The organism is Streptomyces abikoensis (assembly GCF_014648775.1).
GTDB classification, from domain to species: domain Bacteria; phylum Actinomycetota; class Actinomycetes; order Streptomycetales; family Streptomycetaceae; genus Streptomyces; species Streptomyces abikoensis.
In genome coordinates, this window is record NZ_BMRT01000014.1 from 24,767 (window position 1) to 48,913 (window position 24,147).

24 protein-coding genes and 1 pseudogene are annotated in these 24,147 nt (G+C 72.4%); 5 read left to right on the top strand and 20 right to left on the bottom strand.

Annotated elements, in window-relative coordinates:
- Window positions 1-6: 6 nt before the first annotated feature.
- Window positions 7-651, bottom strand: a complete 645-nt coding sequence (locus IE096_RS29685; RefSeq protein WP_189456989.1) for a LysE family translocator — start codon at window positions 649-651, stop codon at window positions 7-9.
- Window positions 652-771: 120 nt separating this feature from the next.
- On the bottom strand, window positions 772-3,297 hold the full coding sequence (locus tag IE096_RS29690) for an ATP-dependent Clp protease ATP-binding subunit (protein WP_126915361.1): 2,526 nt from the start codon (window positions 3,295-3,297) through the stop codon (window positions 772-774).
- A gap of 481 nt (window positions 3,298-3,778) precedes the next feature.
- Between IE096_RS29690 and IE096_RS29695 the strand changes: the two genes are divergently transcribed.
- Window positions 3,779-4,546 (top strand): SCO3374 family protein, encoded by a 768-nt coding sequence (locus tag IE096_RS29695; protein WP_229820707.1) that lies wholly within the window; start codon window positions 3,779-3,781, stop codon window positions 4,544-4,546.
- On the opposite strand, the gene IE096_RS29700 is transcribed toward IE096_RS29695, so the two are convergent.
- From IE096_RS29700 to IE096_RS29750, 11 genes and pseudogenes are all read right to left on the bottom strand, one after another.
- Window positions 4,477-4,815, bottom strand: coding sequence for a histone-like nucleoid-structuring protein Lsr2 (locus IE096_RS29700; RefSeq protein WP_189456990.1), 339 nt, complete (start codon window positions 4,813-4,815; stop codon window positions 4,477-4,479). The genes IE096_RS29695 and IE096_RS29700 overlap by 70 nt on opposite strands.
- 162 nt (window positions 4,816-4,977) lie before the next feature.
- Entirely contained in the window at window positions 4,978-5,496 is a 519-nt protein-coding gene (locus tag IE096_RS29705; protein WP_071962335.1) for an amino-acid N-acetyltransferase, read from the bottom strand.
- Between the two features lie 9 nt (window positions 5,497-5,505).
- On the bottom strand, window positions 5,506-5,901 hold the full coding sequence (locus IE096_RS29710) for a BlaI/MecI/CopY family transcriptional regulator (RefSeq protein ID WP_189456992.1): 396 nt from the start codon (window positions 5,899-5,901) through the stop codon (window positions 5,506-5,508).
- Between the two features lie 155 nt (window positions 5,902-6,056).
- Window positions 6,057-6,236 carry a hypothetical protein gene (locus tag IE096_RS29715; RefSeq protein WP_189457079.1) on the bottom strand — a complete coding sequence of 60 codons (180 nt, stop codon included), beginning with the start codon at window positions 6,234-6,236 and terminating at the stop codon, window positions 6,057-6,059.
- 101 nt (window positions 6,237-6,337) lie between these two features.
- Window positions 6,338-7,204 (bottom strand): chromosomal replication initiator protein DnaA, encoded by an 867-nt coding sequence (locus tag IE096_RS29720; RefSeq protein WP_229820708.1) that lies wholly within the window; start codon window positions 7,202-7,204, stop codon window positions 6,338-6,340.
- 87 nt (window positions 7,205-7,291) lie between these two features.
- Window positions 7,292-7,945, bottom strand: a complete 654-nt coding sequence (locus IE096_RS29725; RefSeq protein ID WP_189456994.1) for a DUF11 domain-containing protein — start codon at window positions 7,943-7,945, stop codon at window positions 7,292-7,294.
- A 110-nt stretch (window positions 7,946-8,055) separates the two neighbouring features.
- Entirely contained in the window at window positions 8,056-8,853 is a 798-nt protein-coding gene (locus tag IE096_RS29730) for a type III pantothenate kinase (RefSeq protein ID WP_189456996.1), read from the bottom strand.
- Window positions 8,853-9,878, bottom strand: coding sequence for a carboxylating nicotinate-nucleotide diphosphorylase (nadC, locus tag IE096_RS29735; RefSeq protein WP_189457081.1), 1,026 nt, complete (start codon window positions 9,876-9,878; stop codon window positions 8,853-8,855). Before nadC ends, IE096_RS29730 begins: the two co-directional genes overlap by 1 nt.
- A gap of 42 nt (window positions 9,879-9,920) precedes the next feature.
- A pseudogene (locus IE096_RS29740) lies at window positions 9,921-11,603 on the bottom strand (L-aspartate oxidase); the annotation flags it as partial.
- Window positions 11,600-12,466, bottom strand: a complete 867-nt coding sequence (gene panC, locus IE096_RS29745) for a pantoate--beta-alanine ligase (RefSeq protein ID WP_189456998.1) — start codon at window positions 12,464-12,466, stop codon at window positions 11,600-11,602. The pseudogene IE096_RS29740 and the gene panC, both read right to left, overlap by 4 nt.
- Window positions 12,463-13,383 (bottom strand): Rossmann-like and DUF2520 domain-containing protein, encoded by a 921-nt coding sequence (locus tag IE096_RS29750; protein ID WP_189456999.1) that lies wholly within the window; start codon window positions 13,381-13,383, stop codon window positions 12,463-12,465. Before IE096_RS29750 ends, panC begins: the two co-directional genes overlap by 4 nt.
- Before the next feature lie 177 nt (window positions 13,384-13,560).
- On the opposite strand from IE096_RS29750, the gene IE096_RS29755 reads away from it, so the two are divergent.
- Complete coding sequence (locus tag IE096_RS29755) at window positions 13,561-14,763, top strand: threonine aldolase family protein (RefSeq protein WP_229820712.1); 1,203 nt, start codon at window positions 13,561-13,563, stop codon at window positions 14,761-14,763.
- Here IE096_RS29755 and IE096_RS29760 read toward each other — a convergent pair.
- Window positions 14,653-15,006 (bottom strand): hypothetical protein, encoded by a 354-nt coding sequence (locus IE096_RS29760; RefSeq protein WP_189457001.1) that lies wholly within the window; start codon window positions 15,004-15,006, stop codon window positions 14,653-14,655. The two genes, IE096_RS29755 and IE096_RS29760, sit on opposite strands and share 111 nt — an antisense overlap.
- Window positions 15,007-15,106: 100 nt before the next feature.
- Between IE096_RS29760 and IE096_RS29765 the strand changes: the two genes are divergently transcribed.
- On the top strand, window positions 15,107-16,225 hold the full coding sequence (locus tag IE096_RS29765; protein ID WP_189457002.1) for a DUF5937 family protein: 1,119 nt from the start codon (window positions 15,107-15,109) through the stop codon (window positions 16,223-16,225).
- Between the two features lie 96 nt (window positions 16,226-16,321).
- On the opposite strand, the gene IE096_RS29770 is transcribed toward IE096_RS29765, so the two are convergent.
- Together IE096_RS29770 and IE096_RS29775 are read right to left on the bottom strand one after the other, a co-directional pair.
- Window positions 16,322-16,999: a response regulator gene (locus IE096_RS29770; RefSeq protein ID WP_189457003.1), complete on the bottom strand. Its 678-nt coding sequence runs from the start codon at window positions 16,997-16,999 to the stop codon at window positions 16,322-16,324.
- 53 nt (window positions 17,000-17,052) lie between these two features.
- Entirely contained in the window at window positions 17,053-18,249 is a 1,197-nt protein-coding gene (locus tag IE096_RS29775; RefSeq protein ID WP_189457005.1) for a sensor histidine kinase, read from the bottom strand.
- 121 nt (window positions 18,250-18,370) lie between these two features.
- On the opposite strand from IE096_RS29775, the gene IE096_RS29780 reads away from it, so the two are divergent.
- Both IE096_RS29780 and IE096_RS29785 read left to right on the top strand, forming a co-directional pair.
- Entirely contained in the window at window positions 18,371-19,390 is a 1,020-nt protein-coding gene (locus IE096_RS29780) for an SAM-dependent methyltransferase (protein WP_189457006.1), read from the top strand.
- Window positions 19,387-20,529, top strand: a complete 1,143-nt coding sequence (locus IE096_RS29785) for an NADH-quinone oxidoreductase subunit D (protein WP_189457007.1) — start codon at window positions 19,387-19,389, stop codon at window positions 20,527-20,529. Before IE096_RS29780 ends, IE096_RS29785 begins: the two co-directional genes overlap by 4 nt.
- Before the next feature lie 73 nt (window positions 20,530-20,602).
- Here IE096_RS29785 and IE096_RS29790 read toward each other — a convergent pair whose 3' ends face one another.
- From IE096_RS29790 to IE096_RS29805, 4 genes are all read right to left on the bottom strand, one after another.
- Window positions 20,603-21,451: a hypothetical protein gene (locus IE096_RS29790; RefSeq protein ID WP_308430398.1), complete on the bottom strand. Its 849-nt coding sequence runs from the start codon at window positions 21,449-21,451 to the stop codon at window positions 20,603-20,605.
- Window positions 21,452-21,636: 185 nt separating this feature from the next.
- Complete coding sequence (locus tag IE096_RS29795) at window positions 21,637-22,617, bottom strand: ABC transporter substrate-binding protein (RefSeq protein ID WP_189457013.1); 981 nt, start codon at window positions 22,615-22,617, stop codon at window positions 21,637-21,639.
- A 55-nt stretch (window positions 22,618-22,672) separates the two neighbouring features.
- Window positions 22,673-23,362: an ABC transporter permease gene (locus IE096_RS29800; protein WP_126915346.1), complete on the bottom strand. Its 690-nt coding sequence runs from the start codon at window positions 23,360-23,362 to the stop codon at window positions 22,673-22,675.
- The gene (locus tag IE096_RS29805) at window positions 23,362-24,075 is read right to left on the bottom strand and encodes an ABC transporter permease (RefSeq protein WP_189457015.1); all 714 of its coding nucleotides are present in this window, start codon (window positions 24,073-24,075) and stop codon (window positions 23,362-23,364) included. Before IE096_RS29805 ends, IE096_RS29800 begins: the two co-directional genes overlap by 1 nt.
- Window positions 24,076-24,147 lie beyond the last annotated feature (72 nt).

Below are 24,147 nucleotides of genomic sequence, written 5' to 3' on the forward strand. Positions count from 1 at the left end.
CGCCGTCTACTCCCCCACCGCCAGCTTCACCCCGAATCCCACGATCGCCGTCCCCGTGACCCGGTCCATAACCCTCCGGGCCGCCGGCTTGCGCAGCCAGTCCCGGAGCGCCCGGGCGAAGCCCACCAGCACCGTCGCCCACAGCACACCCAGCACCGCGTGCACGGAAGTCAGTGCCAGGCCCATCAACAGATGCGGCGCCGTCGCCGGGATGAACTGCGGCAGGACAGCGACGTAGAAGACGCCCATCTTCGGGTTGAGCAGGTTGGTGACGAGCCCCTGCCGCCAGCCGGCGGCGAAGCCGCCCGGGGCGGCGGGTTCGGCGGGCTCGGGCCCGTCGTCCACCGACCCCGCCGCAGAACGGCCCCGCGCCTCCCACAGCATGCGCGCGCCCATCCACAGCAGGTACGCCGCCCCGGCCCAGCGCAGGGTCTCGTAGGCGAGGCGGGAGGCCGCCAGGAGGGCGGTCACGCCGGCCGAGGTGAGGGCGCCCCAGCACAGGGTGCCGGTCTGGATGCCGAGGACGACGCCCCACGCGCGGCGCTGCTCGCCGCGTGCGGCGGTGCGGAGGATGAGGGCGGTGTCGAGGCCCGGGGTGATGGTGAGGAGCCCTACGACCAGGGCGAATGACCACAGTGCGGTGATGACCATGGAATGCCAGCGTAATCAGCCGGTGATCCCCGGGCCATGCCTTGGCGCTCGCGATATCCGAAAACGGGTCGGCCCCGGACCGTCGTTCGACGGGCCGGGGCCGATCAGCGCGCTACGCGCTTACGCGTCCTTCGAGAGGTTCGGGCCCGCGCCACCGGCGGCGGACTCGACCGGCGGGGTGTCGGGCAGGGCCGACTTCTCCTCGCCGCGGAAGGTGAACTTCTTCTCCTCACCCTCGCCCTCGGTGCCGACGACCACGATGTGGCCGGGGCGGAGCTCACCGAAGAGGATCTTCTCGGAGAGGATGTCCTCGATCTCGCGCTGGATGGTCCGGCGCAGCGGGCGGGCGCCCAGGATCGGGTCGTAGCCCTTCTTGGCCAGGAGCAGCTTGGCGTCACCGCTGAGCTCGATGCCCATGTCGCGGTCCTTGAGCCGCTCGTCCACCTTGGCGATCATCAGGTCGACGATCTGGATGATGTCTTCCTGGGACAGCTGGTGGAAGACCACCGTGTCGTCGACACGGTTGAGGAACTCGGGCCGGAAGTGCTGCTTGAGCTCCTCGTTGACCTTGGCCTTCATCCGCTCGTAGCCGGTCTTGACGTCGCCCTGGGCGGCGAAGCCCAGGTTGAAGCCCTTGGAGATGTCCCGGGTGCCGAGGTTCGTCGTCATGATGATGACGGTGTTCTTGAAGTCGACCACGCGGCCCTGGGAGTCGGTCAGGCGACCGTCCTCCAGGATCTGCAGGAGCGAGTTGAAGATGTCCGGGTGGGCCTTCTCGACCTCGTCGAACAGGACCACCGAGAACGGCTTGCGGCGGACCTTCTCCGTCAGCTGGCCGCCCTCTTCGTAGCCCACGTATCCGGGCGGGGAGCCGAAGAGACGCGAGACGGTGTGCTTCTCGCTGAACTCCGACATGTCGAGGGAGATCAGCGCGTCCTCGTCGCCGAAGAGGAATTCGGCGAGCGTCTTGGACAGCTCCGTCTTACCGACACCCGAGGGGCCGGCGAAGATGAACGATCCGCCGGGGCGCTTCGGGTCCTTGAGGCCCGCGCGGGTGCGCCGGATGGCCTGGGAGAGCGCCTTGATGGCGTCCTTCTGGCCGATGACGCGCTTGTGGAGCTCGTCCTCCATGCGCAGCAGGCGGGAGGACTCCTCCTCCGTCAGCTTGAAGACCGGGATGCCGGTGGCGGTGGCGAGGACCTCGGCGATGAGCTCGCCGTCGACCTCGGCGACGACGTCCATGTCGCCGGCCTTCCACTCCTTCTCCCGCTTGGCCTTGGCGGCCAGCAGCTGCTTCTCCTTGTCGCGGAGGGAAGCGGCCTTCTCGAAGTCCTGCGAGTCGATCGCGGACTCCTTCTCGCGGCGCACGTCGGCGATCTTCTCGTCGAACTCGCGGAGGTCCGGCGGCGCGGTCATCCGGCGGATGCGCATTCGGGAGCCGGCCTCGTCGATCAGGTCGATGGCCTTGTCCGGCAGGAAGCGGTCCGAGATGTAGCGGTCGGCCAGCGTGGCGGCCTGGACCAGCGCCTCGTCGGTGATGGAGACGCGGTGGTGGGCCTCGTAGCGGTCGCGCAGACCCTTGAGGATCTCGATGGTGTGCGGCAGCGACGGCTCGGCGACCTGGATGGGCTGGAAGCGGCGCTCGAGGGCGGCGTCCTTCTCCAGGTGCTTGCGGTACTCGTCGAGCGTGGTGGCACCGATGGTCTGCAGCTCGCCACGGGCCAGCATCGGCTTGAGGATGCTGGCGGCGTCGATCGCGCCCTCGGCGGCGCCCGCACCGACCAGGGTGTGGAGCTCGTCGATGAACAGGATGATGTCGCCGCGGGTGCGGATCTCCTTGAGGACCTTCTTCAGGCGCTCCTCGAAGTCACCGCGGTAGCGGGAGCCGGCGACCAGGGCGCCGAGGTCGAGGGTGTAGAGGTGCTTGTCCTTGAGGGTCTCGGGCACCTCGCCCTTGACGATGGCCTGGGCCAGGCCCTCGACGACGGCGGTCTTGCCGACGCCGGGCTCGCCGATGAGGACCGGGTTGTTCTTGGTGCGGCGGGACAGCACCTGCATGACCCGCTCGATCTCCTTCTCGCGCCCGATGACCGGGTCGAGCTTGGACTCGCGAGCGGCCTGCGTGAGATTGCGGCCGAACTGGTCCAGGACGAGCGAGGTCGAGGGGGTGCCCTCGGCCGGACCGCCGGCGGTGGCGGCCTCCTTGCCCTGGTAGCCGGAGAGCAGCTGGATGACCTGCTGCCGGACCCGGTTCAGGTCGGCGCCCAGCTTGACCAGGACCTGGGCGGCGACGCCCTCGCCCTCACGGATCAGGCCGAGCAGGATGTGCTCCGTGCCGATGTAGTTGTGGCCGAGCTGGAGGGCCTCGCGGAGCGACAGCTCCAGGACCTTCTTGGCACGGGGGGTGAAGGGGATGTGGCCGGACGGAGCCTGCTGGCCCTGCCCGATGATCTCCTCCACCTGCTGGCGGACCGCCTCGAGCGAAATCCCGAGGCTCTCCAGGGCCTTAGCGGCGACACCCTCACCCTCGTGGATCAGGCCCAGGAGGATGTGCTCGGTGCCGATGTAGTTGTGGTTGAGCATCCGGGCTTCTTCCTGAGCCAGGACGACAACCCGCCGCGCGCGGTCGGTGAACCTCTCGAACATCGTTAATCGCTCCTCAGAGCGGTCAGGCAGTTAGGGGTCGGTCCCCTCCCTGTCCTTCCGCATGCTAGTCCCGCTGGGCGGGACAGCTCATTCCAACTGCCGACACCCGTCCTTGGCCTCCTGCCCCGAACAGCCGACATCTGCTCCAACCTGATGGTGGGAGACGATGTTCCCGCAGGCCAGGCATATACGCCCACCATCAGTACGCCCACGGCGAACGCCCACCTGGGCCGACACGCCCGCCCCCGGCCCGGCCACCACCGCTGGTGGCCCGCTCCGGGGCCCGCTGTACCGCCTCTTCCCTCGGGGAATGTCTTACCCGCAAGCACTGACAGTCCATGCGGCGCACCCCCTGTGCATCCGCTACGGGCGAACACCCCCGCACCACCGAGTGCGCGTATGCGCTCCGCTTGTGTTATACGCGGAGTGTTCGAGCGGCAACGGCGCGTAACCTCTGGGGTCTTCCACAGTTGCACCGTTCATGACGGTAGTCCTCCCGCGCCCGTGCCGCCCCTCGGACGATCCGGGCACGCGGCGCCGCTGGCGCCAGTGGTACGAGTGCGTGCTCGGCTGGCCGACGGGGCCGACCACGGGCGGGCGGCCCGTGGAGCTGCTCACCGGGGTCCGGTTCGACGCCCTGGGGATGCCCGCGGAGGCCGGTCGCGCGGTGCTCGGGCGGGTCCGCCCGACCGGTCCGGTCGCGCTGGACCGGCGGAGCCGGACGATGTGGTTCCTGACCGCCGTGGGCACCGCCGACGAGCTGCCGGGGCTGCTCGGCTGGCTGGAGTGGGGCGGGGTGGCCCTGGAGCTGACCGCCCTGGGCACGGGCGGCCGGATCGTCGCTCCGGCCCCGGTGGGCACCGGAGTCCGCCCGGATCCCGGTGGGCCCGGGGAACGCGGCCGGCGCGGCCGCTCCGGCCAGGCCGGTCGGTGCGGTCCGTACGGCCCCCAGGAGGGCGCGGAAGCCGTCTGGGTGCGACCTCCCGAGCCGGGGTGCGAGGTGGAGCCGACGCTGCCTGTTGTCGGCGTGGACGGCAGCGGTGGCGCCCCCGATCTCGTGCGGCTCGTGGGCGCGGCGGCCACGGAGTGCCATCGGGCCCGACTGCTGCGCGCCGAGGGGGCGCGCAGGAATCAGCCGCCGGGGGATCGCCCGGGAGGACCGGCGGGAGAGCCGGACGATCAGGCGTTGGCCTTCTCGTACGCCTCGCGGATCTCGGCCGGGACACGGCCGCGGTCGTTGACGTTGTAGCCGTTCTCCTTGGCCCAGGCGCGGATCTTCGCGGTGTCCGGGCTGCCGGCGGCGGTGGCGACGCGGCCCTTGCCGCGGGCCGCGGCGGCACGACCGCCGGTGCGGCGGGCGGCCTTCACGTAGTCCGCGAGCGCCTCACGCAGCTTGTCCGCGTTGCCGGTCGTGAGGTCGATCTCGTAGGACTTGCCGTCGAGGGCGAACGTCACGGTCTCGTCGGCCTCGCCGCCGTCGAGGTCGTCGACAAGAAGGACCTGAACCTTCTGCGCCACGGGGGATTCCTTTCATCAGCGGAAAAGGATTACGGAGGAATAGCAAACCGCCTTTCCCGGAAAAACACAAACCCTCCGGGAAGGTTCAGCTGGCGTTCCCCGTGGGAACGATGGCTTCCGGGCGTCCGCGATAGGGGCGCGATTCGGACATAGGGACCGCGATCACAGATGCAGAAGCATCCGGCTGTTGCCAAGGGTGTTCGGCTTCACTCGTTCGAGACCCAGGAACTCGGCAACACCCTCGTCATAGGAACGCAGCAGCTCGCTGTAGACATCACCGTCCACCGGCGTCTCCCCGATCTCGACGAAGCCGTGCTTCGCGAAGAAGTCGACTTCGAAGGTGAGGCAGAAAATACGCCGCACCCCGAGCCAGCGCGCGGTCTGGAGCAGCTTGTCCAGTACCTGGTGGCCGACTCCGCCGCCCCGCACATCCGGGTCGACCGCCAGAGTGCGCACCTCCGCGAGGTCTTCCCACATCACGTGGAGAGCACCGCATCCGATGACGGTACCGTCCTCGTCCCGCTCGGCGACCCAGAACTCCTGGATGTCCTCGTAAAGCGTCACGGTCGCTTTGTCGAGCAGGATGCGGTCCCGTACGTAGGCGTTGATGAGCCGGCGGACGGCGGGCACATCGCTGGTGCGGGCCCTGCGGACGGTGACGACTTTAGTTAGAGCGGACATGACCGGACGCTATCGCCCCGGCGGTCCCGGGGTCTCGTCGGGCCCGTCGAGTTGCACGACCCGGATCGCGTCGCGGAGCGCTTCCCGTTGTTCGGCCGACATCATGCCGAAGAAGGCGACGAGAGCGGCGGCGGGGTTGTCGCTGAGGGACCAGGCTTCGTTCATCAGTGCGGCCGAGTAGGCGGCCCGGTTGGAGACCGCCTCATATCGATAGGCGCGGCCTTCGGCTTCCCTGCGGAGCCAGCCCTTCTGATACAGGTTGTCCATTACGGTCATCACGGTCGTGTACGCGATGGACCGTTCCTGCTGAAGGTCTTCCAGGACTTCTCTGACGGTGACCGGCCGGTTCCACTCCCACACGCGCGTCATCACGGCGTCTTCCAGTTCACCCAGGCGTCGAACCACACGCGAATAATAGTGGGAGATGTCGCGAATGCCGGTTTATCGGCGCGGGTCAGCGCGGCAATCCGCACGGCGAAAAGGGCGTACGTCCCGGGGAATGGCCCCGGGACGTACGCCCCTGCCGTGCGGCGCGTTTCTGTGCGGCGTGTGCGGCGGTCTCAGGCGCCGGCGGCCTTCGAGGGCTGCTGGGCGGCCTCCACCCGGGCCAGTGCGGCGTCGACGATGGCGTCTTCCTTCGCCTTGTTCGCACCACCCTGACTCTTGACGATCGTCACGACCAGTGCGGTGAAGGCGATCGCCATCACCAGGGGCGGGACCAGCGCGGCGACATAGTCCATGGCCGTCGGCTCCTTCTGGATCGGGGTTTCGCGCCGACTGCGCGACTCGTCCAGATTACGCATCCGCCTTTTCCCCCGGGAATGCCGGGGGCACCGGGGCGTCAGGCCGGGCGGGCCGTCGGGAGGCCGGACGCGGCTCCCGGCGGCGGGGCGGGTTTACGGCGGGGCGGGAATACCTCGCCGGGGGTCGGAATGGGCCGGTCCGGCCGTGGTGGCGCCTTCGGCTGGGGCGTGGCGGGCGGCGGCGCGGTGGGGGCGGGCTTGCCCGGGGGCGGGGGCTTGACCCCGGGTTTGGGGTCGGCCACCTCGGCGGCGTGCGGGGTGCGGCCGCCCGGGAGCGCGAGCAGGCGCGTACGCACGGGGAGGGCGCACGAGGGGTGGGTGTGCACCGGTTCGGGCCCCGGCTGGGGGCGGGCACCGGGGACGGCGGGGACGCCCGGGACGGCGGGGACGCCCGGGACGGCGGGGACGCCCGGGACGGCGGGGACGCCCGGGACGGCGGGGGTGGCCCGGGGCGCGAGCCGGGCCGTCGTGGGCCGGGTTCGTAGCTTCTGCTCCGCGAGGTGCTCGCAGCGCCGCAGCAGGGCGCGGCGGTGACCGGCCTCGGTGGCGCCCGTCGGGAGCGCGCACAGCGAGCGCAGGGCGGCGACGTCCTCGGGGCCGGGCGGATAGCCGTCCGCGAGGGCGTCCCTGAGCAGCCGCGCGTAGCCGGGCGCGGCGCCGGGCAGGGCGGCGCGGTAGCGGGCGAGCTCGGCCAGCAGGAAGGCGCGGAACCGGTCGGCCTCGTGGTCGGCCTCGGCCATGGCTTCGGCGAGCCGGAGGCAGTCCCGGACCTCGGCGTCCCGTGCGGGGCCGGGCCGGTCGGGAACGGTGTCTGGGCGGAGTGCGATGTCGAGGGCACGGCGCAGCACGCGCAGCTCGTCCGCGCTGAACGCCATGCCGCCGCGTGATCCATAAGGCGTGGGCATGGGCCGACTTTAAGTGCTAAGTGGACAAAATTCGCTTAGCTGGTTATTTCGGGCGTGGCATAAGGCGTGACATCAGCGGTGAACGGCTCAGTGCTCGCGGCGGCGGGCGGCGCCCAGGGCTATGGCGCCGGCGGACAGCGCGGTCCCGGACGTGGTGGCGAGCAGCAGGGTCGCGGAGGCGTCGCCGTCGTCCGTGGACGGGTGGCGGGGCGGGTCGACGGGCCTGTCGCCGGGCGCGCGGCCGGTGACGTCGACGACGATCGGCGCGCTGTCGTTGGCCGGATCCGGGTCGGGGGTGCTGCCGGGGCCGAGGATCCGGACCCAGCCCTCCGCGCCCTCGACCTTCTTGTCGATGCGGATCCGGAAGCGCAGCGTCTCGCGGTCGCCGGCGGCGAAATCGCCGCCGATGGCGCAGAGGTAGGTGCGGGCGGCCGTGTCGTGCGGGGCGCAGCGGTGGCCGGCGTCGCCCTCGGGGGCGATGGTGGTGCCTTCTGGCGCCGTGACCGCGTAGGCCCGACGGCCGGCGGCCGGCCCGGGGCCGCCGTTGCGCACGCCGACCTCGACGTCGACCGTCTGCCCCACGCGGCCCGCGACCGGGTGGGCGATGGCCTGGTAGTCGGCGGGCGGGGGCGGCGGGGTGGCGGCCGCGGTGCCGCCCGTCAGGGCGGCGAGGGTGAGGGCGGCCGCGGCCGCCGCCGTTCGACGCGCTGTTCGATGACGCGCTGTTCGCTTCGGCTTCACGCGTGTCCGCCCGCCCTTGGATCCGGTCCGTCCGTCCTGCGTGCTGTCAGACCGTCGGGGGCGGGGGTTTGGTTGCACGCCCCGCCCCGATGGCGCGCGACAGCCGGCCGTCAGCCCCGCATCATGTTGCGCTCGTAGACCAGGCGCAGGCCGATGAGGGTCAGCCACGGCTCGTGCTCGTCGATGACCGACGCCTCGCCCAGGACCAGGGGGGCCAGGCCGCCCGTGGCGATGACGGTGACGTCGTCGGGGTCGTCGGCCAGCTCACGCGCCATGCGGCCGACGACGCCGTCGACCTGGCCCGCGAAGCCGTAGAGGATGCCGGACTGCATGGCCTCGACGGTGTTCTTGCCGATGACGCTGCGCGGGCGGGCGATCTCGATCTTGCGGAGCTGGGCGCCGCGGACGCCCAGGGCCTCCGTGGAGATCTCGATGCCGGGGGCGATCACGCCACCGACGTACTCGCCGCGCGCGCTCACCGCGTCGAACGTCGTCGCCGTGCCGAAGTCGACGACGACGCACGGGCCGCCGTAGAGCTCGACGGCGGCGACCGCGTTGATGATGCGGTCCGCGCCGACCTCCTTCGGCTGGTCCATGAGGATCGGCACGCCGGTCTTCACGCCCGGCTCGACCAGGATGGCGGGGACGTCGCCGTAGTAGCGGCGGGTCACCTCGCGCATCTCGTGGAGCACGGAGGGGACGGTCGAGCAGATGCAGATGCCGTCGATGCCGTCGCCCAGCTCGTCGCCGAGCAGCGGATGGCGGCCCATCAGGCCCTGGAGCAGCACCGCCAGTTCGTCCGCGGTGCGGCGCGGGTCGGTGGAGATGCGCCAGTGCTCGACGATGTCCTCGCCGTCGAACAGGCCGAGGACGGTCTGGGTGTTGCCGACATCGATGGTGAGCAGCATCAGGAGGCCTCCTCGTGGAGGTCCAGGCCGATGTCCAGGATCGGGGAGGAGTGGGTCAGCGAGCCGACGGCCAGGTAGTCGACGCCGGTCTCGGCGTAGGCGCGGGCGTTGTCCAGGGTCAGCCGGCCCGAGGACTCCAGCTTGGAGCGGCCCGCGACGAGCTCGACGGCCTCGCGGGTCAGCTCGACGCTGAAGTTGTCCAGCATGATCAGGTCCGCGCCCTCGGCGAGGACCGGCGGGATCTGGTCGAGCCGGTCCACCTCGACCTCGATGTCCACGTCCGGGAACTCCTGGCGCACGGCCCGGAACGCCTCGGCGACACCGCCGGCGGCGATCACGTGGTTGTCCTTCACCAGCGCGGCGTCGGACAGCGACATGCGGTGGTTGACGCCGCCGCCGCAGCGGACCGCGTACTTCTCCAGCGCGCGCAGCCCGACGGTGGTCTTGCGGGTGTCGCGGACGGCGGCGCCGGTGCCCTCCAGGGCGTCGGCCCAAGCGCGGGTGGCGGTGGCGATGCCGGAGAGGTGGCAGAGGATGTTGAGCATGCTGCGCTCGGCGGTGAGCAGGTCCGTGGTGCGGGTACGGACGGTCAGCAGCTTCTGGCCCGCCTCCACCCGGTCGCCGTCCTCGACGTGCCGCTCGACCTCGAACTCGTCGGTGCAGGCCACCGAGAGGATGGCCTCGGCGATGCGCAGACCGGCGACCGTGCCGGCCTCGCGGGCGGTGAAGTCACCGGAGGCGACGGCGTCCTCGGGGACGGTCGCGAAGGTGGTGATGTCCTTGCCGCCGTCGAGGTCCTCCTCGATGGCGAGGTGGGCGAGGTCCTCGACCTGGAGCGGGTCCAGCCCGGCCGCGACCAGCAGCCGGACGAGCTCGGGGTCGAGCCCGCACTCGAAGGCGTCCGCTTCGTAGTCCCCGCCGGAGCAGCCGCAGGCGTCGCCGCAGCCGCCGGTCGCCTCGGGCTCGGCGGCTTCCCGGCCGGAACGGCCGATCTGGTGGAGGGGGGCGTCTTCGGGGGTACTCACGCTGTTCTCCTTGGGGGCGGAGGCAGATACGGGCTGCGATACGGGCTCTACGGGCGGGAACGCGGCCGACCCGGTGGTGGCGACCGCGAGGGTGCGGTCGGGGCGCAGCGTCACCAGGAGGTGACGGCGGGAGTGGGCGTCGTCGCGGTCGGGGAAGTCCTCGCGCCAGTGGCAGCCGCGGGTCTCCTCACGGCGGAGGGCGGCGGCGACGAGGACCTGGGCGACGAGGAGGAGGTTGGTCGTCTCCCAGGCGTCGGTACCGGGGACGGGCTGTTTGTCGGTGGCTTCCTCGCGGATGCGGGTCAGCTGCGCTGCGGCTTCTTCCAGGCTTCGGCGTGAGCGGAGGACTCCGGCGCCCATCGTCATGGCGCGCTGGATTTCGGGCCGCGCCTCGGGGGCGATCAGGAGTGCTTCCGGCTCTCCCGCCGTCGGGGGGTTTTCTCCCACCCGCTCACCCGTTGCCCCGAATACGTCGGGCTTCGGGGATGTGATGTCCTCCGCTATGCGTTCCGCGAAGACCAGGCCCTCCAGGAGGGAGTTGGACGCCAGGCGGTTCGCGCCGTGGACCCCCGTGCAGGCGACCTCGCCGCACGCGTAGAGGCCCGGCACGGTCGTCCGGCCGCGCAGGTCCGTGCGGACGCCGCCCGAGGCGTAGTGCGCGGCGGGCGAGACGGGGACGAGGTCGGTCACCGGGTCGATGCCGTGCGCCCGGCAGGCCGCCAGGATCGTGGGGAAGCGGCGCTCCCACTTCTCCCGGCCGAAGTGGCGGGCGTCCAGGTACATGTGCTCGGCGCCCGTCTCGCGCATGCGCCGCATGATGCCCTTGGCGACGATGTCGCGCGGGGCGAGCTCGGCCAGCTCGTGCGCGCCGAGCATGAAGCGGTCGCCGTCGGCGTCCACCAGATGGGCGCCCTCGCCGCGGACGGCCTCCGAGACCAGGGGCTGCTGGCCCTCGGCGTCGGGGCCGAGCCACAGCACGGTCGGGTGGAACTGGACGAACTCCAGGTCGGAGACCTCGGCGCCGGCACGCAGGGCGAGGGCGACGCCGTCGCCGGTGGAGACGGCGGGGTTGGTGGTGGCGGAGAAGACCTGGCCCATGCCGCCGGTGGCCAGGACGACGGAGCGGGCGCGGACGGCGCCGACGCCGTCGTGCTGCCCCTCGCCCATGACGTGGAGGGAGACGCCCGCCGCGCGGCCCTCGGCGTCCTTGAGGAGGTCGAGGACGAGGGCGTGCTCGATGGTCTTGATGCCCGCCGCGCGCACGGCGTCGACGAGGGCGCGGGAGATCTCGGCGCCGGTGGCGTCGCCTCCGGCGTGGGCGATGCGGTCGCGGTGGTGGCCGCCCTCGCGGGTCAGCAGGATCTCGCCGGTGCCGGCGTCGGTGTCGAAGCGGGCTCCGGTGGCGATGAGGCGGCGCACGGCGTCGGGACCCTCGGTGACCAGGACCCGGACGGCCTCCTCCGAGCAGAGGCCCGCGCCCGCGACGAGGGTGTCGTCGAGGTGCTGCTCCGGGGTGTCGCCGTCGCCGAGGGCGGCCGCTATGCCGCCCTGGGCCCAGCGGGTGGAGCCGTCGTCGAGGCACGCCTTGGTGACGACGGCGACGCGTCCGCCGGCCGCCGCGCAGCGCAGCGCCACGGTCAGGCCCGCCACGCCGGAGCCGACGACCACGACGTCGGCGTCGACGGACCAGCCGGGGCGGGGTGCGTGGAGTCGTATGCCGGTCATCGCGCCGCTCCGACGGTGAGGGGGATGTTGTCGATCAGACGGGTGGTGCCCACCTTGGCGGCGACGGCGAGGATGGCCTCGCCGGTGTAGTCGTCGGGGACCTCGGTGAAGTCGGAGGGGTCGACGAGCGCCAGGTAGTCGAGGCGGAGCGGGGGCTCCAGCCGGGCCGCGCCGTCCAGGACGGCCAGGGCGGAGCGCCGGACGGGGGCCGGGCCCTCGGCGGCCGAGGCGCCGGCGGTGAGGAGGGCGCGGGAGAGCTCCAGCGCCGTGGCCCGGTCGGCTTCGGAGAGGTAGCGGTTGCGGCTGGAGAGGGCGAGGTTGTCGCCCTCGCGGACCGTGGGCACTCCCACGATCTCCACGGGGAAGTTGAGGTCGCGCGCCATGCGGCGGATCAGGGCGAGCTGTTGGGCGTCCTTCTGCCCGAACAGCGCGACGTCCGGCAGGGTCAGGTGGAGGAGCTTGCCGACGACGGTGAGGACGCCGTCGAAGTGGCCGGGGCGGCTGGCGCCTTCGAGGCGCTCGCCCATGGGGCCGGCGGTGATCCGCACCTGGGGCTCGCCGCCGGGGTAGACCTCGTCGACGGAGGGGGCGAAGACGGCGTCGGCGCCGGCCTGCCCGGCGATCGCCACGTCGGCGTCGAGGGTGCGCGGGTAGCGGTCGAGGTCCTCGCCGGCGCCGAACTGGAGCGGGTTGACGAAGACGGTGACGACGACCTGGCCCGTCGGGCCCACCAGCCGGCGCGCCTCGCGGACGAGGGTGGCGTGGCCCTCGTGGAGGGCGCCCATGGTCATGACGACCGCGCGGCGGCCGTCGCGCGGGAGGGTGTGCAGCTCCTTCGCGGTACGGATGAGCTGGGGGGTCACTGGTTGCCTCCGTCCGCGAGGACACCGAGCAGGTCCTCCGCAAGTTCCGGCTTGAGCAGGCCGTGCGCGAGGGCGCGGTCCGCGGTGGTGCGGGCCATCGCCAGGTATCCGGCGACGGCTCCGGGAGCGTGGGCGCGCAGCTCGGCGACGTGGGCCGCGACCGTGCCGGCGTCGCCTCGGGCGACCGGGCCGGTGAGGGCGGCGTCGCCGCTGCGCAGGGCGTTGTCCAGGGCGGCGCCCAGGAGCGGGCCGAGCATCCGGGCGGGGTGCTCGACCCCGGCGGTGCGCAGCAGGTCCATGCTCTGGGCGACGAGGGTGACGAGGTGGTTGGCGCCGATGGCGAGGGCCGCGTGGTAGAGCGGGCGGGCGCTCTCCTCGATCCACTCGGGCTCGCCGCCCATCTCGATGACCAGCGCCTCGGCGGCCAGCCGCAGCTCCTGGGGGGCGGTGACGCCGAAGGAGCAGCCGGCCAGCCGCTGGACGTCCACGGGGGTGCCGGTGAACGTCATCGCGGGGTGGAGGGCCAGCGGCAGGGCGCCGACGCGGGTGGCCGGGTCGAGGACGGCGGTGCCGTGCCGGCCGGAGGTGTGGACGAGGAGCTGGCCGGGGCGGACGGCGCCGGTCTCGGCGAGCCCGGCGACCAGGCCCGGCAGGGCGTCGTCGGGCACGGTCAGCAGGACCAGCTCGGCGTGGGCGAGCACATCGGCGGGCGCCATGACGGGCACGTCCGGCAGCATGGCGGCCGCGCGCCGCAGCGAGGCGTCGGAGACGCCCGAGACGGCGACGGGGCGGTGCCCGGCGAGCTGGAGGGACGCGGCCAGGGCGGGGCCGACACGGCCGGCGCCGACCACGCCGACGGTGAGCCTGGCGGGGCGGTCCTGGGGGCTCGTGTGCTCGGAGGAGAGGTGTGCGTTCACGCGGCGGGATGCCTTCCGTTCCAGTCCGCGGGGGTACCGGACGATTCCTTTGTCATGCTACGCGAGGCGCGTCGGGCGGTCCCGGGCCGTCCCCAGCCCTGTGGATAACTCGTTGCTCCTGTCGTACCCGCCCACGATGATCCCCTCATGGCAGACGACCTCGTGGCGGACGACCTCATGGCAGACGAACAGAAAACCGGGCACCCGGTGGACCCGCCGGTGGACCGGGCCCGCAGGTTGGCCGCGTTGCGCGGCGCCGAGCGGGTCCTGTCGGGCCACTCGCTCGCCCTGACGATCGGCGACAGGCTGGCCCGGCTGGCCGCCGAGGCCCCGGAGGCGTACGACCTCGGCGAGGGCGTCGACCTCTACGGCGACGGGGTCGTGGAGGAGCTGGAGCGCCGGGTCGCCGGGCTACTGGGCATGGAGGCCGCCGCCTTCTTCCCCACCGGGACGATGGCCCAGCAGGTGGCCCTGCGCTGCTGGGCGGGGCGCACGGGCAGCCCGGTCGTGGCCGCGCACCCGCTGTCGCACCTGGAGGTCCACGAGCGGAACGCGTACGCGACGGTCACCGGCCTGCGCACCGTCCATCCCACGAGCGATCCCCGGCCGCCGACGGCCGAGGAGATCCGGGAGCTGGACGAGCCGTTCGGCACGCTGACGCTGGAGCTGCCCTTGCGGGACGCGGGTTTCGTGCTCCCCACGTGGGAGGAGCTGACGGAGGCGGTGGCGGCCGCCCGCGACCGTGACGCGGTGGTGCACTTCGACGGGGCGCGGCTGTGGGAGTGCGCCTCGCACTTCGGGGTGGAGCTGCCGGAGATCGCCGCGCTCGCGGACTCGGTGTACGTCTCGCTCTACAAGTCCCTCGACGGCATATCGGGGGCCGTGCTGGCGGGCCCGTCCTCGTTCGTGGAGGAGGCGAAGGCCTGGCGCCACCGGTACGGGGGCACGCTCTTCCAGCAGTGGCCCGTGGCGCTCGCCGGGCTCGCGGGGCTGGATCGCGAGCTGCCCCGGCTGCCGGCGTACGTGGCGCACGCCAAGGTGGTCGCGGAGGCCCTGAAGGACGCCTTCCGCGCGGCGGGGGTGCCGTGGTTCCGGGTGCATCCGGACGTGCCGCACACCCATCAGTTCCAGGTGTGGCTGCCGTATCCGCCGGAGGCGCTGACGGCGGCGGGGGTGCGGCTCGCGGAGGAGACCGGCACGTGGGTGTTCAACCGCTGGGACGCGGCCCCGGTGCCCGGGTTGGCCGTCACCGAGGTCACCGTCGCCGCGTCAGCGCTCGCATGGACTCCCGCAGCCGTTCGCGACGCGGTCGGGGCGCTCCTGGAGCGACTGGACCGGCTGGACGGGGGCGGGGGCGGGGGCGGCGCTCCGGTCGGCTGACGGGCGGGCGGCGGCCACCGTTCGTACGGGGCGGGCCGGGCGGAGGGCCGTCGTCCATCGGGCCCAACGGGTCCAACGCGCCCGTCGGGCGGCGACGCGCTCGTCGACGACGGCCAGGAAGGCCCACCACGTGCGGAGTTCCCGGACGGCCTGACGGTCGCCGGTGCCCGGCGCGGGCGGCGGGGTCTCACCGTGGCGGGCGGTGCGGTACAGGTCGAGCAGGTATTGCTGGTTCGCGCTCATGCCCTCCACCGTGCGGCCCGGCCCGCCCGTTCGGCGCGTGAATTGACGAGGACCGTCAATCGGCGGCCCGACCTGCGAAAAAGGAAGGCACGATGGCGGCATGAGCGTGACGATCGACATCGCGGGCCTGCCGGCCGAGCGGCTGGTCTTCCGGCCCTCCCCGCTGGCCGAGCTGTGCACCGCCCTCCACGCCCTGGCCGAGCCCGGGCACCACCCCGGGCTCCACGGCTGGACCACCGCGACGAACGCGGGGCTCAAGCCGGACCTCGCCGACCGGCTGTGCGAGGCGGACTTCCTGTGGAGCTCGACCTTCTCCGACATCTCCCACGCCTTCGCCGCCCTCCCCGAGACGAACGGCCAGCCCGGCGCCACCCTCGCCGAGGACCTGGACATGATGGACCGGCTGGACGACGAGCTGTTCGTCGACGCCGCCCTGGAGATCTCCTGCTCCAGCAAATACACCCTGCGCGGCCCGTCGCCGCTGGTGAACGCGCAGATCCGCGAGCAGGCCCTGGAGCGCGCCACCGCGCGCGGCCCCCGCCAGCTGGAGTTCGCCAAGCGGCTGCTCCAGGACCCCCCGGCGGTCCGGGCCTGGCTGCGGCGGCTGTTCGAGGACTGCGCGGACGCGTTCTTCAACGACGTCTGGCAGCGGGTGCGCGTCCAGCTCGCGAGCGACGCCCGCCACAAGACGGAGGTCCTGCGGCGCAAGGGCCTCGCCGAGGCCCTCGCCGAGGTCTCACCCGCCGTGACGCTGGCCCCCGACGGCTCCCGGATCGTCGTCGACAAGCTCACCAGCGGCCATACGACCGCCGTCGACCCGGCCGTCGGCGCGGGCGTCACGTTCGTCCCGTCGTCCCTCGGCTGGCCCCATCTGTGGGTGCTGCACGCCCCCGGCTGGCGGCCGACGATCCACTACCCGGTGGCCGCCCCCGAGCTTCCCGGGCCGCAGTCCCTCGACCTGCTCACCCTCCGGCTGGAGGCGCTGGCGCACCCGATGCGGATCAGGATGTGCCGCTATCTGGCGCGGGCCGCGTTCACCACGGGCGAGCTGGCGGCCGCGCACGAAGTGAGCGCGCCGGAGGTGTCCCGGCACATCGCGGTGCTGAAGAAGGCGGGGCTGATCACTACGCGGCGGCGCGGGCGGTATGTGCTTCATCAGCTGGATCTGACGGTGGTGGCGCGGCTGGGGAGCGACTTTCTTGAAGGGGTGCTTCGCTGAGCCAGCCGGTCACCTGCGGGCCGGTGGGGGGCCGATCGCGCCCACGCGGCGGTAGCCGCATATCGACACAGCCCCGCGCCCCTTCGGGGCGCACCCTCAGTGCGCGGGTCCTCCACCCGCCCGGACCAGGCCCGTCTCGTACGCCATCACCACCACCTGTACCCGGTCCCGCAGGCCCAGCTTGGTGAGGATGCGGCCCACGTGCGTCTTCACCGTCGCCTCCGACAGCACCAGCCGCGCCGCGATCTCGCCGTTGGACAGGCCCTGCGCCACCAGCAGCATCACCTCGCGCTCCCGGTCCGTGAGCCGGCTGATCTCCGCGCTGGTGGGCTCGGGGCCCGCGCTGGGCAGCATCGGGGTGAAGCGGTCCAGCAGCCGGCGGGTGGTGCTGGGCGCGACCACCGCGTCACCGCTGTGCACCGCCCGGATCGCGCCCAGCAGCTCGGCGGGCGGCACGTCCTTGAGCATGAAGCCGCTCGCGCCGGCCTTCAGCGCGGAGAAGGCGTACTCGTCGAGGTCGAAGGTGGTGAGGATCAGCACCTTCGGCGGGTTCTCGCCCAGGCAGATCCGGCGGGTGGCCTCCACGCCGTCCATGTGCGGCATGCGGACGTCCATCAGGATGACGTCCACCTCGGTGCCCTCCAGCGCCTTCAGGGCCTCCACGCCGTCCCCGGCCTCGGCGACGACCTCCATGTCCGGCTGGGCTGCCAGCACCATGCGGAATCCGGTACGGAGCAGTACCTGGTCATCGACGAGGAGCACTCGGATCGACATGCGGGGTCCCTTTCAGAGGCGTACGACGAATCAAACCTGATGGCCCGAGGGTTTCAGCGGCCGGACCTGGCCGGGAGCAGCACACTGATCCGGAAGCCGCCGCCGGGTCGCGGCCCCGCGTCCAGCGTGCCGCCCACCATGCCGACGCGCTCGCGCATACCGATCAGACCGTGTCCCATGCCGTCGGCGCCACCGTCCTCGTACAGCTCGTGCTGCGCGCCCCGGCCGTCGTCCTCGACCAGCAGGCCCAGGCCGTCGTCGAAGTACGTCAGCCGGACGCTCGCGCCGACGTCCGGGCCGCCGTGCTTGCGGGTGTTGGTCAGCGCTTCCTGGACGATCCGGTAGGCCGTCAGCTCCACGCCGCTCGGCAGCGGCCGCGGCGCGCCCTCGACGGTGAACTCCACCGGCAGCCCCGCGCCCCGCACCTGCTCGACGAGCTCGCCGATCTGCTCCACGTCCGGCTGCGGCACATACGTCTCACCGCTCTCCCCGCCCTCCTCCGTGCGCAGCACGCCCAGCAGGCGGCGCATCTCGGTGAGGGCCTTGCGGCCGGTGCTGGAGATCGTCTCCAGGGCCTGCTTGGCCTGCTCCGGCGAGGCGTCCAGGACGTAGGCGGCGCCGTCGGCCTGCACCACCATCACCGACACGTTGTGGGCGACGACGTCGTGGAGCTCGCGGGCGATGCGCGCCCGCTCGGCGGTCACCGCCATCTTCGCCTGCTGCTCGCGCTCCTTCTCCAGGCGCGTGGCGCGCTCCTCCAGCTGCGCCCAATAGGCGCGGCGGGTGCGCATCGAGTCGCCGAGGACCCAGGCGAGGATGAACGGGACGCTGAGGAACGCCGCGCCCAGCACGGCGTTGCCCACCTCGCTGTGCGGCGCGGGCCAGCGGACGGCGGAGATCGGCGCCGCCAGCAGACCGCCCACCAGCGCGAACCGCGACGCCCAGCGCGTATTGCCGGAGGCGACCGTGTAGATGATGACCAGCATCGCGAAATCCGCGATGTCCGGCGAGACGCCGAAGACGACCTGGCCCACCCCGGTCGCGGCCGTCAGCAGCAGCATCTTCTCCGGCCAGCGGCGGCGCAGCGCGATCACCGCGCAGAGCGCGAAGGCCGCGAGGACCTTGAGCGCCGTCGGCCCCTGCCCGCTCCCCTCGGCGATGGACAGCGCGCTGAGCCCCAGCAGCAGGAGGGCCCAGAAGGTGTCCACACCGGTGGGGTGTCTGCGGAGGAAGTCGTAGAGGCGCTGCACGTCACCCAGCGTAGGCACGCCGGGTCGCCGCACGGGTCAGCCCGGCGATCGATCCGGTCGGTTTCCGTCTACTCCCCAAGGTGGAGGGCGGGTGTCCGGTGGGCCCGCTTAACGTGTGCGTATGGGAAGCGGAACGAACGTGGCGAGCGGTGCGAGGACCTGGCGGGAGGCGACCGAGGCGGCCCTCTACGGCCCCGACGGCTTCTACCGCCGCCCCGAGGGCCCCGCGGGTCACTTCCGTACGTCCGTCCACGCCTCTCCCCTGTACGCGGGGGCCGTCGTGGAGCTGCTGTGCCGCGTCGACGCGGCCCTGGGGCGCCCGGCGGAGCTGGCGTTCGTCGACGTCGGGGCGGGGCGCGGCGAGCTGGTGGCCGGGGTGCTCGCCCGGTGCCCCGACGGGCTCGCCGGCCGGCTGCGCCCGTACGCCGTGGAGCTCGCCGGCCGCCCGGAGGACCTCGACCCCCGGGTGGACTGGCGGGACACCCCGCCCGAAGGCGTCCGGGGGCTGCTCTTCGCCAACGAGTGGCTCGACAACGTGCCGGTGGACGTCGCCGAGACGGACGGCGAGGGCACGCCCCACCAGGTGCTCGTCCGCGACGACGGCGAGGAGCTGCTCGGCGACCCGGTCTCCGGCGAGGACGCCGACTGGCTGAAGCGCTGGTGGCCCTTGGAGGGCGCGCCGCCCGGCTCCCGCGCCGAGATCGGCCGCCCGCGCGACGCCGCCTGGCGGCGGGCGGCCGGCAGCCTGCGGTCCGGGCTGGCGGTGGCGGTCGACTACGCGCACGGGCGCGCCGCCCGCCCGCCCTACGGCACCCTGACCGGCTTCCGCGAGGGGCGCGAGGTGCGGCCCGTGCCCGACGGCTCGTGCGACATCACCGCGCACGTGGCGCTGGACGCGGCCGCCCTGCCGGGCGGCTCGGTCGTCAGCCAGCGCGCGGCGCTGCGCGCCCTCGGGGTGGACGGCTCCCGTCCGCCGCTCTCGCTCGCCTCGACCGACCCGGCCGCCTATGTACGGGCCCTCGGCGCGGCCGGCGAGGCGGCGGAGCTGACCGCCCCGACGGGCCTGGGCGGCTTCGGCTGGCTGCTCCAGCCGGTGGGGCTCCGGCTGGAGGCGCTGGGGTTTGAGAAACTAACCCCATGACGGAGACGACAGTCGGGATCGGCGGCGCGGCGGAGAGCACCGACATGGTGCTCAACATCGGGCCCCAGCACCCGTCCACCCACGGTGTGCTGCGACTGCGCCTCGTCCTGGACGGCGAGCGGGTCCAGAGCGCCGAGCCGGTGATCGGCTATATGCACCGGGGCGCGGAGAAGCTGTTCGAGGCCCGCGACTACCGCCAGATCGTCATGCTCGCCAACCGGCACGACTGGCTGTCGGCGTTCTCCAACGAGCTGGGCGTCGTCGGGGCCGTCGAGCGGATGCTCGGCATGGAGGTCCCCGAGCGCGCGGTGTGGACGCGCACGCTGCTGGCCGAGCTGAACCGGGTGCTCAACCACCTGATGTTCCTCGGCTCGTATCCGCTGGAGCTCGGCGGCATCACTCCGGTCTTCCACGCGTTCCGTGAGCGCGAGGAGCTCCAGACGGTCATGGAGGAGGTCTCCGGCGGCCGGATGCACTACATGTTCAACCGCGTCGGCGGCCTGAAGGAGGACCTGCCCGCGGGCTGGCTCGGCCGGGCCCGGCAGGCGGTCGCCGAGGTGCGCTCGCGGATGGACGTGTACGACCGGCTGGTGCTCGGCAACGAGATCTTCCGCGGCCGGACGCGCGGCGTCGGCGTCCTCACGCCGGAGGCCGTCCACGCGTACGGGGTGAGCGGGCCGATCGCCCGCGCGTCGGGCGTCGACTTCGACCTGCGGCGCGACGAGCCGTACCTCGCGTACGGCGAGCTGGGGGACGTCCTGAAGGTCGTCACCCGCGAGGAGGGCGACTGCCTGGCGCGCTTCGAGTGCCTGCTGGAGCAGACGCACAACTCGCTGGACCTGGCCGACGCCTGCCTGGACCGGCTGGACGCGCTGCCGCCCGGCCCGATCAACCAGCGGCTGCCCAAGGTCCTCAAGGCCCCGGAGGGCGCGACCTACGTCTGGACCGAGAACCCGCTGGGCCTCAACGGCTACTACCTGGTCTCCAAGGGCGACAAGACGCCCTGGCGGCTGAAGCTGCGGTCGGCCTCGTTCAACAACATCCAGGCCCTGACCGAGCTGCTTCCGGGGACGCTGGTCGCGGACATGGTGGCGATCCTGGGCTCGCTCTTCTTCGTCGTGGGCGACATCGACAAGTAGCCGGAACGGGAGAGGGCCCGGGGCTTCGCCCCGGGCCCTCTTTCTTTTTACGAGGTCGCGTTACGAGATCGCGTTACGAGATCGCGCCGCGCAGCTCCACGACGTCTATCTGCTCGGTGTCATCGTGCGCGGTGAGGTCTATGACCTTGCCGTCCGCGTCGGCGAGGGCCTCCTCGCCGACGACGTCCGCGAGGTCCTGCTCCTCGACGGCCTTCTTCTTGGCGTTGCCGAAGAAGTCGAAGCCGCCCGACTTGCGGCGCGCCGCCGGGACGACCGTGCCGGTGGGGCGGGCCGCCGCCTTGGCGGGCGGGGCCGCCGCCTTGGCGGGGGCGGGCGCGGCCGCCTTGACCGGTGCGGGCTGGGCGGCCTTGGCCGGTGCAGGCTGGGCGGCCTTGGCCGGTGCAGGCTGGGGTGCCTTTGCGGCTGCGGGCCGGGGGGCGGGTTGTGCCCACCCGTCCCGCCCAGCGGGACGATTGCCCACAACCGGGGCGGCCTCTCCCAGCTTCTTCAGGGCGTCCGCCGCCTTGCGGTACGCCTCCGCGTTCAGGGGGGCCGGCTTGTCGGTCGGCTTGCCGGTCTTCTCCAGCAGGCGGCGGCCCTCCAGGGCGCTGGCCCGGCCGGTCTCGGCCGAGGCGTAGCGGCGCAGGAGGTCGGCGTGCTCGGTGCGGAGGCGGGCGAGTTCGGCGCGCTTGGCGCGGAGCTTGGTCTCCAGGCCGGCGCGTGCCAGGCGGGTCTCCTCGAGGTCCGTCTCCAGCTCGGCCACGCGTTCCTCGGTCTTCCACTCCTCCCGCGTACGGGCGGCGGTGAGCTGGGCGACGCGTCTGCCCGCGGCGCGGTCCCAGCGGCGCATCATCACCGAGCCGACCACCGTGGCCGCGGCGGCGGCCACGGCGAGGCCGCGGATGACAGCGGTTTCACCCACCGCCAGCGCACCCGCGGCGCAGGCGACAGATGTCGCGGCGACCGTCAGCGGGGGAAGAAGCCGGTGGAGGGGGGCGGAATGGCGATGGCGTCCTCGTGGCATGGCCTGAAACTTACCGTGCGTCGCCGCGAACGTGTGAGCCCACCGCCAAACTCTTCCCTTGATCTTACTTCTCTCCTACGCCGTCACTTCGTCAGAAGCTTCTTCTCCTTGAGGTACTGAGCCGCCACATCGGCGGGCTTGAGCCGCTCGGCGTCGACCTTCTTGTTGAGTTCGGTGAGATCCGCGGTGGTCAGCACCTTGTTCAGCTTGCCGAGCGCATCCGCGATCTCCTGCGAACCCGCCTTCTTGGCATTCACGACGGGCAGGACGTTGTCCGCGTTCTGCAGCTTCTTGTCGTCTTCCAGAAGGACGAGCCCGAACTGCGCGAGCGTGGCGTCCGTGGTGGTGGTCAGCAGCAGTTGGTCCTTGCCGCCCTTGACCGCCTGCTTGGCCTGGGTGCTGCCGACCTCCAGCGGGTCGAGACCCGCGACGTCTATGCCGTAGGTCTTCTGCAGACCCGGCTGGCAGAAGGGGCGCTGGGAGCATTCGTCGCCCGCCGCGAGCCGTACCTTCTCCTTCGACTTTCCAAGATCGGAAAGCGTCTTGAGCTGGTGTTTCTTCGCGAACTCGCCGGTAACCGCGAAGGCGTTCTGGTCGACCGCCGACCCGGCGTCCAGCACCTTCAGCCCGCGCGGCTCGGCGAGTTTACGGAGGGCCTTCACCGTGGCTTCCGAGTCGCCCGAGGCGACCTGCGCGGCGTCCTTCCCGTTCTGCTTCTTGTTCAGGAATTCGGTGAGCGTCGCGGCATACTCCGGGACCACATCGATCTGCCCCTTCTCCAGCGCCGGCTCATACAGCTCCCGGGCGTCGACGGTCTGGATGGACGTCGAATATCCGGCGTCCTTGAGCAGCCCCGCGTATATCTCCGCGAGCACCTTCGACTCGGTGAAGGACGCCGAGCCGACGACCAGCGAACCCTTCTCCGACCCGGTGGAGCTCCCGGCCTCCTTGGACTTCTCCAGGCTGTCGCCGCCGCACGCGGCGAGACCCGCCGTGAGGGCCGCGACGCCGGCCACCGCCAGCAGGGCGCGAGCGGTCCGCGCTCGACGCGGTGTCCTGGTCATACGAGACTCCATCCAGTCAGGCTTGAGCGTTCGTCATGCAGGGTTCATGCGGGGATCACGCGGGGGTACGCACCGCGCGGGCCCGGACCCGCAGCGGGTCGAGCCGTCGCTGGAGCAGGACGAAGGCGCCCTCCACCAGCAGCGCGAGCACCGCGACCAGCAAGGCCCCGGCCACCACCTGCGCGGTGTCCGTGAGCCGGAAACCGGCCGTGATGACCCGGCCGAGGCCGCCGCCCCCGGGGAGCGCGGCGAGCGTGGTGGTGGCCACGACCTGGACGGCGGCGGACCGCACCCCCGTCACGATCAGCGGAAAGGCCAGGGGCAGCTCGACCCGGGCCATCACCTGACCGCCCGTCATGCCCATCCCCCGGGCGGCCTCGACCATGTCCCGGTCCACCCCGCGCATCCCCACATAGGCGTTGGTCAGCACCGGGGGTATCGCGAAGAGGACCAGCGCGATGATGGTGGGCCAGGAGCCGTGGGTACCGAGCGGGCTCAGCAGCAACAGCACCAGCACCGCGAACGTCGGCACCGCGCGGCCCGCGTTGGAGAGGTTGACCGCGAGGGCGCCCCCCTTGCCCAGATGGCCGAGGAGCACGGCGACGGGCAGCGCGATCGCACACGCGATCAGCAGGCACACGGCGGTCAGGAAGAGGTGCTCCCCCAGCCGGTGCCAGACGCCGTCCGTGCCGGACCAGTGCGCGGCGGTCGTCAGCCAGTCCCACGTCCGTCCGATGACGTCCATCAGACCACCACCGCCTCTTCGGCCGCGCGGCGGTTCACCGCACGGCGGCCGGTCCGCGCCCAGGGCGTCAACAGCCGCTGGACGAACAACAGCAGGAGATCGGCGGCGACGGCCAGCGCCACGCACAGCACCGACGCGGTGAGCACCTGCGCCTTGAAATAGCTGCGCATTCCCTCGTAGACCAGATTGCCCAGGCCGCCGTAGCCGATGATCGCGCCCACCGTCGTGAGCGAGACGGTCGAGACCGTGGCGATCCGCAGACCGGCCATCAGCGCGGGAACCGCCAGGGGCAGTTCGACCCCGAAGAGCAGCCGTATCGGCCCGTACCCCATGCCGCGCGCGGCCTCGCGGGCCTCCTCCGGCACGGCGGCGAGGCCGGCCAGGATGTTCCGCACGAGGATCGTCAGCGAATAGAGCACCAGGCCCGTGACCACGACGGCCGCCGACAGGCCGAACACCGGCACCAGCAGCGAGAACATGGCCAGCGAGGGCACGGTGTAGAGGATCGTGGTCATACCGAGCACCGGGCCCTCGAACGTCCGCCAGCGGCGGGCGAGCAGCGCCAGCGGGAAGGCGACGAGCAGGCCGATCGCCACGGACACCAGGGTGATGCCGACGTGCTGGAGCGTGGCGTCCGTCAGCTCCTGGCCGCGCGTGCGCACGTACTCGCCGCAGAACCAGTCGTTGGCGATCAGGCAGTTCTGACCCGCCATCCGTGCCTCACCTCCCCCTCGGCTTTCACGGTCGGTTACTGGCGACCCTAACCCGGAGCACTGACATTCGCC